General features: G+C 72.8%; 9 protein-coding genes. 3 read left to right on the top strand and 6 right to left on the bottom strand.

Translation table 11 applies throughout. The features are described 5' to 3' along the window. A partial coding sequence (locus ACYU96_RS09155; protein WP_460751929.1) for a hypothetical protein occupies nucleotides 1-282 on the top strand: 282 nt, incomplete at its 5' end. A gap of 307 nt (nucleotides 283-589) precedes the next feature. Here the strand turns inward: ACYU96_RS09155 and glmS are convergent. From glmS to ACYU96_RS09140, 3 genes are all read right to left on the bottom strand, one after another. Further along, complete coding sequence (gene glmS, locus ACYU96_RS09150; RefSeq protein WP_460751926.1) at nucleotides 590-2,413, bottom strand: glutamine--fructose-6-phosphate transaminase (isomerizing); 1,824 nt, start codon at nucleotides 2,411-2,413, stop codon at nucleotides 590-592. 105 nt (nucleotides 2,414-2,518) lie between these two features. Beyond that, nucleotides 2,519-2,782, bottom strand: coding sequence for a hypothetical protein (locus tag ACYU96_RS09145; RefSeq protein ID WP_460751923.1), 264 nt, complete (start codon nucleotides 2,780-2,782; stop codon nucleotides 2,519-2,521). Nucleotides 2,783-2,869: 87 nt separating this feature from the next. After that, complete coding sequence (locus ACYU96_RS09140) at nucleotides 2,870-3,766, bottom strand: SDR family oxidoreductase (RefSeq protein ID WP_460751921.1); 897 nt, start codon at nucleotides 3,764-3,766, stop codon at nucleotides 2,870-2,872. A 127-nt stretch (nucleotides 3,767-3,893) separates the two neighbouring features. Between ACYU96_RS09140 and ACYU96_RS09135 the strand changes: the two genes are divergently transcribed. Continuing rightward, on the top strand, nucleotides 3,894-4,466 hold the full coding sequence (locus ACYU96_RS09135; RefSeq protein ID WP_460751919.1) for a TetR family transcriptional regulator: 573 nt from the start codon (nucleotides 3,894-3,896) through the stop codon (nucleotides 4,464-4,466). A 46-nt stretch (nucleotides 4,467-4,512) separates the two neighbouring features. On the opposite strand, the gene tyrS is transcribed toward ACYU96_RS09135, so the two are convergent. Together tyrS and ACYU96_RS09125 are read right to left on the bottom strand one after the other, a co-directional pair. Continuing rightward, nucleotides 4,513-5,772 carry a tyrosine--tRNA ligase gene (gene tyrS / locus ACYU96_RS09130; protein ID WP_460751916.1) on the bottom strand — a complete coding sequence of 420 codons (1,260 nt, stop codon included), beginning with the start codon at nucleotides 5,770-5,772 and terminating at the stop codon, nucleotides 4,513-4,515. 116 nt (nucleotides 5,773-5,888) lie between these two features. Continuing rightward, nucleotides 5,889-6,566, bottom strand: a complete 678-nt coding sequence (locus tag ACYU96_RS09125) for a LysE/ArgO family amino acid transporter (RefSeq protein ID WP_460751914.1) — start codon at nucleotides 6,564-6,566, stop codon at nucleotides 5,889-5,891. An 81-nt stretch (nucleotides 6,567-6,647) separates the two neighbouring features. On the opposite strand from ACYU96_RS09125, the gene ACYU96_RS09120 reads away from it, so the two are divergent. After that, a complete protein-coding gene (locus ACYU96_RS09120) occupies nucleotides 6,648-7,634 on the top strand; it encodes an ArgP/LysG family DNA-binding transcriptional regulator (protein WP_460751911.1) in 987 nt (328 codons plus the stop codon). Between the two features lie 35 nt (nucleotides 7,635-7,669). Here ACYU96_RS09120 and ACYU96_RS09115 read toward each other — a convergent pair whose 3' ends face one another. Beyond that, complete coding sequence (locus tag ACYU96_RS09115; protein WP_460751908.1) at nucleotides 7,670-9,946, bottom strand: esterase-like activity of phytase family protein; 2,277 nt, start codon at nucleotides 9,944-9,946, stop codon at nucleotides 7,670-7,672. Between the last annotated feature and the right edge of the window lie 16 nt (nucleotides 9,947-9,962).

Below are 9,962 nucleotides of genomic sequence, written 5' to 3'. Positions count from 1 at the left end.
TCTCAAACAACCGACGCACACATCCGAACCAACCGAAATCCCGGCGGCCCGCTCAGGGCGACTCGTCAAACTTACCAGATTCTCGTTGGCCTTTCCAAATCCGCTCCGGCCTCATCGGCCGAAGGAATCCGTACAGAATTCCACGATTTCTGGCACCCGATTTCAGGCAGCACAGGAATGACAACTCCTGAGATATCTGAAGGGGATTGGCTGCCTTCGGAACCGGCCGGCGTCACCACTTTCGTGACGCTGTCCGTGTCTCCCGAGAGACAACTTCCATAACCTACCAGCCTGGCAGCCCGTGCGCAAGTTCCCTGTTCAGGGCACAACTCACGACCCGCAGATCGATGGGCCCCACCAGTCTTCGAGGCGCACGAGGCTCCTGCTGAATCCTGAGTGAGTTTCCGCCCCGGGACCGGCCAGCCGCGTGCTCCGCGGTTCCTGTCCGTATCTCCCTGCCGGGCGAACGACGTGAACACTACACACACAGAGCCCGGCGCACAACTCCGGCCGACATGGTCCGGCGCACGCCGCCCCGTCACCGGCCAGTTGACCCGTCCGCGAGCGCGCCGGGGCCAGTGAACCGCCCCTATTCCACCGTCACGGACTTGGCCAGGTTCCGCGGCCGGTCGACGTCGTGCCCCAGCTTCAGGGCCGCGTGATAGGCCACCATCTGCAACGGGATGGTGAGCAGCAGCGGATCCAGCTCCCGCTCGTTGCGTGGCACGTCGATCCGTTCCGCGACCAGCTCACCCAGGTCCACGCCGTCGTGCGTCACCACGACGAGGGGGCCGCCGCGCGCCGCGATCTCGTGCAGGGCGCCGACGTTGCGGTCGGTGAGCTCGTCGTCGGGCACGATGGCCACGGTCGGTACGTCCGGCGAGATCAGTGCGAGCGGGCCGTGCTTCAGCTCGGACATCTGGTATGCCTCGGCGTGCCGGTAGCTGATCTCCTTGAGCTTCTGGGCGCCCTCGCGTGCGACCGGGTACCCGCGCACCCGGCCCACGAAGAACATGCTCTCCGCCTGGGCGAGCGACGCGGCGACGCCCACCAGCCGGTCCTCCCCGGCCAGCACCTCCTGGATCTGCCCCGGCAGCCGCTGCAGGCCGGCGACCAGCCGCTTGCCGTGGGCCACAGACAGGTCGCGCACCCGGCCCAGCTGCAGTGCGAGGAGCGCGAACCCGACGAACATCGTCGTCACGGCCTTGGTGGACGCGACCGCCGTCTCCGGCCCGGCGTGCAGGTAGATCCCGCCGTCGCACGCGCGCGCGATCGCCGAACCGACCACGTTCACCAGCCCGACCACGCGACCGCCCTTGCGCCGGATCTCCTCGACGGCGAGCAGCGTGTCGACCGTCTCCCCGGACTGGCTCACAGCCACGTACAGCGTGTCGGGGTCGATCACCGCGGCGCGATAGCGGAACTCGCTCGCCGCCTCGGCGTCGGCCGGCACGCGGGCCAGCTCCTCGATCAGCTGCGCGCCCATCTGGCCCGCGTAGTAGGCGGAACCACAGCCCAGGACCTTGACGCGCTGCACCGCGCGCAGCTCGCGCGCGTCCATCCCTAGCCCGCCGAGGTGCGCGGTGCCGAACCGCTCGTCGAGCCGGCCGCGGAGGGTCCGCTCCACGCTCGCGGGCTGCTCGAGCATCTCGGTGTACATCCGCGGCTCGTTCCCGGTCGCCCCGTGCTCGTAGGCGCTGGGGTCGACGTCGATCTCCCGGGCGGCCGTCTCGGTGCGCGACAGGTCCGCCCGGAACGTCGTGAAGCCCGCAGCCGTGATCGTCGCCAGCTCACCGTCGTTCAGGTGGGCGACCGTCGTGGTGTGCCGGACGAGCGCCGCCAGGTCCGAGGCGACGAACATCTCCTTCTCCCCCACGCCCACGAGCAGCGGGCTGCCGTTGCGCGCGACGACGACGCGGTCCGGGAAGTCCGCGTGCACCACGGCGAGCCCGTACGTGCCCTCGACCACCGCGAGCGCATCGACCACCTTGCCCTCGAGCGTCTCCGCCCCGGACCGTCCCACCAGGTGCGCGATCACCTCGGTGTCGGTGTCGCTGGCCAGCTCGACCCCGGCGTCCTCGAGGCGCCGGCGCAGGGTGGCGGCGTTGTCGAGGATCCCGTTGTGCACGACCGCGACCGTCCCGTCCGAGTCGGCGTGGGGGTGGGCGTTCGCGTCCGACGCCGGGCCGTGGGTGGCCCACCGCGTGTGCCCGATCCCGACGCGGCCGGTGAGGCGCTTCGGCATGGCCGAGACCAGGTCGTCGACCCGGCCGGCGCGCTTGACGACGCGCAGCCTGGAGCCGACGACCGCGACCCCGGCCGAGTCGTACCCACGATGCTCGAGGCGCGCGAGGCCCTCCGTGAGCAGCGGCGCAGCCTGCTGCTCGCCGACGTATCCGACGATTCCGCACATGGTTCTGCTCCTGACGTCTCTTCAGTCTCCGGGACGACCGGCGGTTCGGCACCCGGGCCTGGTGCCCGCGTCCGGCCCGCCGGCGCCGCCTTCCGCTCGCCCGTCTCAGCCGTAGATCGTGCGGCGCAGCTGGCGCTCGCTCAGTTCCGGCGCCGCCACGACGCGTCGCGACAGCTCGTCGGCGATCCGGGCGAAGATCTCGGGGTTCTTCGCGCCGTAGGTCCTGAGCTCGGCGTGCCGGCGTCGGATCAGGTCCTCCACCGGTTCGGCGTAGTACGCGACGACGTCGCCGATCACGCGGCCCGCCTCGGCGGGGGTCAGTCCGGTGGTCGCCGCCACGTGGGCGACGAGATCGGAAGGCGGCTCCATGTCGAAGACTCTGGCACCGAAGCTCGCGAGGCGCCAGTTCCTGCCCGATTTCGGGCAGGAACTGGCGCCTCGTACGGCGAGGCATGGCTACTTCGGGTCGTAGTGACCCGCCACGATGTCGTCGAGGAGCGTCGGGCCCTCCGGCTTCCAACCGAGGAGCTCGCGCGTGAGCTCGTTCGCGGCGGGGATGTCGGCACCGAGGAATCCCCCGACGAACGGGATCTCCTCGGCGAGCCGTTCGGCCGTGACGGACTCCGTCGGCAGCCCGAGGCGGCTCGCCAGCGCCTCGGCGATGTCCCGCACCAGCACGCCCTCCTCATCAACGGCGTGCAGGACCGATCCGGCGGGCGCGCTCTCCAGGCCGAGCCGCACCAGGCGGGCGGCGTCGGACCGGTGCACGGCGGGCCAGCGGTTCCGGCCGTCGCCGGGGTACGCGGCCGTGCCCCGCCGCTGGTAGGCGGCGGCGATGATCGCCACGAAGCCGTGGTCGCCCGCGGCGTGCACGCTCGGCGCGAACCGGGCGCTGACGACCCGTACGCCGCGCTCGGCATAGCCGAGCGCGAGGTTCTCGGCGCCGCCGCGGGGCGAGTCCAGCCCGGTGTCGGGGCTGGGGTCGCGCTCGGTCGAGGGCCGGTCCCGCGCGAGGCCGGCGACGCCGGAGGCGAGCACGAACGGCCGGTCCGACCCGGACAGCACCTCGCTGAAGGCCTGGACGGCGTCCCGCTCGGCCTGGGCCATGGCCCGCAGGTTCCCCCAGTCGTGCTTGTTGGCGAGGTGGACGACGCCGTCGGCGGCGTCGGCGGCCTCGCGAAGACCGCGGAGGTCGTCGAGGTCGCCGCGGCGGGCGGTGGCCCCGAGGCGTTCGACGGCGGCGGCCGAGCGGTCGGAGCGCGCGAGGCCGACGACGTCGTGCCCCGCGGAGACGAGTTCCGGGACGACAGCGCTGCCGATGAACCCGGAGGCCCCGGTGACGAAGACGCGCATGATGGTTTCCCTCTCTGAGCGGTGGGGGCCGGCGGGTGCACCGGCCGGGATGTCAGAGGCTGACATCATGACGCTAGCACTCATGTCAGCGACTGTCATCACAGTCCGGCCGGTTACGATGCCGCACATGGGACGCTGGAAGCCGGGCTCGGCCGATCGCCTGCAGCAGGCAGCGATCGACCTGTTCACCGAGAAGGGCTTCGACGCGACCACCGTCGCCGGGATCGCCGAGCGCGCCGGCGTCACCGAGCGGACGTTCTTCCGGCACTTCGCCGACAAGCGCGAGGTGCTGTTCGCCGGTCAGGAGCACCTGCAGCACGTCTTCGTGGAGGCCGTCACCGACGCTCCCGCCGACACGCCGGCCATGAGCCTCGCGGCGCGGGCGCTCGACGCCGGGGCCGCGGCCCTGCAGGAGACGCGCGGTCAGGACTACCCCCGCGCCCGGAACGCGATCATCACCGCCAACCGCGCCCTGCGGGAGCGCGAGCTGCTCAAGATGGCCGCGCTCTCGCGCGCGGTGACCGAGGCGATGGCCGCCCGGGGGATCGCGGACCTGTCCGCACGGCTCGCGGGCGACCTGGTCGCCTCCGTCTTCGCCGCGGCCTTCGAGCGCTGGGTCGCCCCCGGGGAGACCCGTGACCTCGCCACCCTCCAGCGCGCGAGCCTCGACGAGCTCTCGAGGCTCGCGCAGGACGGCTGACACGGCCGCTCGTGGCGGACCGTCGCCGGCCCGCCACGAGCGGCCGTCACTCCGCGGCGGCGACCGCCAGGGTCTTCTTGCCGCGGCGCAGCACGGCGTACCTGCCGTACAGGAGGTCCTCGGCCGCCAGCGCCTGGTCCTCGGCGGTGATCTTGACGTTGTTCACGTACGCACCACCCTCCTTCACCGCGCGGCGCGCCTCACCCTTGGAGGCGACGACCCCCGAGCCCGCGAGCAGGTCGGTGACCAGGTCTCCGGCCTTCGCGGTGACACGGGGCAGCTCGGCCACGGCGCCTGCGAGCGTCCGCTCGTCCAGGCCCGCCAGCTCGCCCCGTCCGAACAGCGCCTGGCTGGCCTCGATCACGGCGTCGGTCGCGGCCTTCCCGTGCACCAGGGTGGTGACGTCGCTCGCGAGCGTCTTCTGCGCCTCGCGCTTGAACGGCCGCTCCGCCACCTCCGCCTCCAGCGCCTCGATCTCTTCCCGGGACCGGAACGTGAACACCCTGAGGTAGTTCACGACGTCGGCGTCGGCCTGGTTGAGCCAGAACTGGTAGAAGGCGTACGGGCTGGTCATCTCCGGGTCGAGCCAGACGGAACCGCCCTCGGACTTGCCGAACTTGGTGCCGTCCGCCTTGGTGATCAGCGGCGTCGTCAACGCGTGGGCCGCGACGCCCTCCGCCTTGCGCAGGAGCTCCACGCCGGCCAGCAGGTTGCCCCACTGGTCGCTGCCGCCGAGCTGGAGCGTGACCCCGTGCCGCTGGTACAGCTCGCGGAAGTCCAGGCCCTGCAGCACCTGGTAGCTGAACTCGGTGTAGCTGATGCCCTCCTCGGAGCCCAGGCGCCGCGCGACGATCTCCTTGGACAGCATGGTGCCCATCCGGAAGTGCTTGCCGATGTCCCGCAGGAGCTCGATGGCGGTCATCGGCGCGGTCCAGTCCAGGTTGTTCACCATGGTGGCGCCGTCGTCGCCGTCGAAGTCGAGGAACGGCTCGATCTGCGAGCGGATCTTGTCGACCCAGCCGGCGACGACGTCGGGCGAGTTGAGGGTGCGTTCCCCGGAGTCCCGGGGGTCGCCGATGAGGCCGGTGGCGCCGCCGACGAGCAGGTGGGCCCGGTGCCCGGCGTCCTGCAGGCGCCGGGCGGTGAGGATCTGCACGAGGTTGCCGATGTGCAGGCTCGGGGCCGTGGGATCGAAGCCCACGTAGTAGGCGACCGGCCCCTCGGACAGCGCAGCTCGCAGCGCGGCCTCGTCGGTGACGTGCGATACCAGGCCTCGCCAGTGCAGCTCGTCGAGCACGTCGGTCACTTCTTGCTCCTTGATCGCGTTCGCGCGGCCCGGGCGGACCGCGCGTACATAGTCTGCCTGACGGCGCCCGGGTGCCGGCGCCCAGGTACCGGCCTCCACGGGGCGACAGGCCGTGGTCAGGTGCCGAGGACGAGACCGGCGGCGACGGTGAGCATGATGACGGCGATCGCGCCGTCGAGGACGCGCCAGGCGGCCGGGCGGGCGAGCACGTGGGACAGGCGGGCCGCGCCGAGGCCGATCGCGGCGAACCAGGCCCAGCTGGCGGCGATCGCGCCGGCCGCGAACCACCAGCGCAGGTCGCCGTAGGTGGAGCCGACGCCGCCCATGAGGACGAGCGTGTCGAGGTACACGTGGGGGTTCAGCCAGGTCAGGGCCAGCGTGGTGCCGGTGACGGCGAGCCGGCGGCTGGTGGACCGCGTCCGGACGGTGGTGGCCTGCGACGCCGTGGCGGGCGCCGGTCCGGGGCTCGCGGGGGGCTGCGCGTCGTCGTCGGGCAGGGTGAGGGCTTCCGTGCCGCGCAGCGCCCGGACGGCGGCCAGCAGCCCGTAGCCGAGGACGACGGCGGCGCCGAGCCAGCGCATGACCTCGACCAGCCACGGGACGGCCTGGATCGCGCCGCCCATGCCGCCGACCCCAGCGGCGATCAGCAGCATGTCGGACGTCGCGCACAGCACGATGACGAGCCCGACGCGGTCGCGCAGCGCGCCCTGGCGCAGGACGTACGCGTTCTGCGGGCCCACGGCGACGATGAGCGAGAGGCCGAACCCGAGTCCGGCCAGGAGTGCTGTGGTCATGGTGCCCAGCAGACCGCGAGCACGCGATGAAGTCCAGCGAATGTTTCTGCACCTGGTGTAGCAACGCTTAGGATCGAGGTCATGCGCTGGGATTCCGCACAGCTCGAGGCGCTGGCCGCCGTCGTCGGCGAGGGGTCGTTCGACGGCGCGGCCCGGGCGCTGCACGTGACGCCGTCGGCGGTGAGCCAGCGCATCCGCGCCCTGGAGAACGCCGCGGGCGGGGTGCTGGTGCGGCGGGCGCGACCGGTGACGCCGACCGAGCCCGGCGAGACGCTGCTGCGGCTGGCCCGGCAGACGGGCCTGCTCGCCGCCGAGGCGGCGGCCGAGCTGCACGCTGCCGGTCTGGGACCCGCTCCGGACCAGGTGGCGCCCGCCCGGGAAGGGGCCGGCCCCACCCCCGCCGCCCGGGTCGCGCCCCGGCCCGTCAGCGTGCCGGTCGCGGTCAACTCGGACTCCCTCGCCACCTGGGTGATGCCCGCGCTGGCGCGGGTGCCGGGCGTGGTGCTGGACATCTTCCGCGAGGACCAGGAGCGCACGGTCGACCTGCTGCCGCAGGGGCTCGTCATGGCGGCGATCACCGCCCAGGCCGAGCCGGTGCAGGGCTGCACGTCGCGGCCGCTCGGCGTGATGCCGTACCGGGCGATGGCGACGCGCGAGGTGATGCGGCGCTGGTTCTCGGACGGCGTGACGGCCGACGCGTTGTCGGGCGCTCCGATGCTCGTGTTCAACCGGCACGACGACCTGCAGGACCGGTGGCTGCGCGAGCACGCAGCCCGCACCGGCACGGCCGTCCCCGCTCCCCCGCGCACCTACGTCCCCAGCACGCCGGAGTACCTGCAGGCGATCCGCCTCGGGATGGGCTGGGGCATGGTGCAGGACCTGCGGTCCGGGCCCGTGCTGCGGGACGACGACGTCGTCCCCCTGGACCCGGACGCGCCGTCGGTGGACGTGCGCCTGCACCTGCAGCAGTGGCGGCTGCGCTCCACCACGCTCGACGCCGTCGCGGACGCGCTGCTCACGGCGGCGCGACGGGAGCTCGTGCAGGAGGTCGCCCCGGGGACGACCTAGCCCCGGGCGGGTGGTGGCCCACCCGGGGTGGCGGGTCAGCCCACCGCGGCGGCGCCCAGGTCCGGGTGGTCCGTGAAGAAGCCGTCCATGCCGGCGTCGAGGAAGGCGCCGATCTCGGCGGCCAGGTCGCCGTGCTCGGTCGGGTCGTCGGACGAGCGCAGGTCCGTGGGCAGGAACTGGTTCTCCGCGCGGAACGTCCAGCCGTGCACGTCGAGCCCGGCGGCGTGGGCGTCGGCGATCACCGGCGTCGGCGCGGCGAGGCGGCCCTCGTCGTCCCGCGGGATCAGGACGGCCTTGGCGGCGCCGATGCCGTCGGCGTACTCGGCGACGTCCGCGAGGCCCTCCGGGGTGACCAGGTCCGCGTAGGTGCGGTCGTCGCCACCGGCGGCCAGGTCGTACGGGGCGCCCGAGTCGGCGACGAGCTGCGCGAGCGGGACGTCGGACATGCCGGACAGCTCGATCAGGTTCCCGACCTCGAACGACTGGACGACGACCGGGGCGCCCGCGTGCGCGAAGCCGTTGCGGCGCAGCCCGGCCAACAGGGGCTCCTCGAGGGACAGGCCCACGGAGTCGAAGTACGTGGGGTGCTTCGTCTCCGGGTACACGCCCACCGGGGCGCCGTCGCAGGTGCGGCTGTTGCGGGCCAGGTCGAGCACCTCGTCGAACGTCGGGACCTGGTACAGGCCGTCGAAGGCCGTGCTGCCCGGGCGGTCCCGCGGCAGGCGCTCCGTGGCGCGGAGCGTGCGCAGCTCGGCGAGCGTGAGGTCCTCCGTGAACCAGCCCGTGACCTCGCGGCCGTCGATCACCTTGGTGGTGCGCCGGTCGGCGAGCTCGGGGTGGTCCGCGACGTCGGTGGTACCGCCGATCTCGTTCTCGTGGCGGGCCACCAGCACGCCGTCGGACGTCGCGACGAGGTCCGGCTCGATGTAGTCCGCGCATCGCAGGATCGCCTGCTCGTAGGACGCGAGCGTGTGCTCCGGCCGGTAGCCCGACGCCCCGCGGTGCCCGACGACGGTGACGTCGTCGCCCCCGACACGCCGGCGCTCCAGGTCCACGAGCACCATCTCGGTGTCGTCCGGCTCGCCCGCCACGCGCGAGTCGTTGAACGGGTAGTTGTTGTCGTTGCCGATCAGCAGGGTGTCGTCGTCGACGAACAGGACCGTCTCGAACGACTGCACCGGGAGGCTGAACGTCTCGCCCAGCCCGTACCCCTCGCCGGCGTCGATGCCACGCGGGTTGGCCACCTTCAGCGCGTCCAGCACGAGCTCCTTGCGCACGAAGCCCTCGGCGTCGGACCGGCGCAGGTCGATCTCGTAGACACGCTTGACGACCGACTCGGCACCCTGGAAGTCGTCGCGCTCGACGACGAGCATCGTGTGCCTCCCCGTCATGAAGGAGTCGCCGATCACGTCGGCCTCACGGTCCGTCTCGTACGCCCAGCGGCGGCCGGTGTACTCGCCGGTGCGGGTGTCGAACTGGTGGATCCAGCGACGGCGCGGCTCGTCGTCGTCCACCAGGGCGCCCTCGACCACCGGGTAGAGGTAGCGGCCGTGCTTGCCGGCCGTCATCGCCTCGAAGCCGCGCGACGCGGGGACGTTCGGCGCCTCGCCGTCCTCCAGGTACGGGCTCTGCGGAGAGCGTCCGCCCGGAAACTCGACGGGCGGCTCCAGCAGCGTGCCGTCCGCGGCGAAGTGCAGCAGGAACGGGCCGAACTCCTCACCCACCCAGAGGGTGCCGTCCGCGGCGCGGACCACGGACTCGATGTCGAGGTCCGCGCCGGTGAGCAGGCGGTCCCGGGTGCCCTCGGCGACGATCTCGAAGTCCAGGACCTCGCGCGCGTCGTTGTAGGAGATGTGGTCCAGCACCTCGATCTCTCCGGTGCCCGCGCCGTCGGGCCCCGTGTCCCAGTCCGGCCGCACCAGGTAGCTGCGCAGCAGGAAGTCGGACGAGTTGGCCTTCGAGCCGAACCCGTTGTCCGGCTGGGCCCAGAAGGTGCCGTCCCCGTTGTCGATCATCGCGGAGAAGCCGGGGATCACCTGGCCGTCCCACGGGCCCTGGCGGCCGTTCGCCGCGCCGGCCGCGGCGCCGGACGGCGGTCCGTCGGCCAGGTGGTCGGCCGGGAGCGTGGCCCGGCCCGCGAGCGTGGGCGCCAGGAAGGTCTTCGTCGCGCCCGGCCTGCCGTGGCCGCCGCCCGGACCGCCGTGGCCGCTCGGCGTGCCCGCGTGGGCCGCGGTCGCGACGGGCAGCAGGAGCGCGGCGGCCGCGACGACCACCCCCGTCCGCGTGAGTACAGGTCGCCTCGTGGTCCTCATGCCAGCGAGCCAAGAG

This window comes from Myceligenerans cantabricum (assembly GCF_054777735.1).
Note: the sequence above shows the minus strand (reverse complement) of the source record. Positions and strands in the feature narration are given on the sequence as shown.

Coding starts and splice junctions, on each gene's coding strand:
- glmS (WP_460751926.1), bottom strand. CDS start 2,413: ATGTGCGGAATCGTCGGATACGTCGGCGAGCAGCAGGCTGCGCCGCTG.
- ACYU96_RS09145 (WP_460751923.1), bottom strand. CDS start 2,782: ATGGAGCCGCCTTCCGATCTCGTCGCCCACGTGGCGGCGACCACCGGA.
- ACYU96_RS09140 (WP_460751921.1), bottom strand. CDS start 3,766: ATGCGCGTCTTCGTCACCGGGGCCTCCGGGTTCATCGGCAGCGCTGTC.
- ACYU96_RS09135 (WP_460751919.1), top strand. CDS start 3,894: ATGGGACGCTGGAAGCCGGGCTCGGCCGATCGCCTGCAGCAGGCAGCG.
- ACYU96_RS09125 (WP_460751914.1), bottom strand. CDS start 6,566: ATGACCACAGCACTCCTGGCCGGACTCGGGTTCGGCCTCTCGCTCATC.
- ACYU96_RS09120 (WP_460751911.1), top strand. CDS start 6,648: ATGCGCTGGGATTCCGCACAGCTCGAGGCGCTGGCCGCCGTCGTCGGC.
- ACYU96_RS09115 (WP_460751908.1), bottom strand. CDS start 9,946: ATGAGGACCACGAGGCGACCTGTACTCACGCGGACGGGGGTGGTCGTC.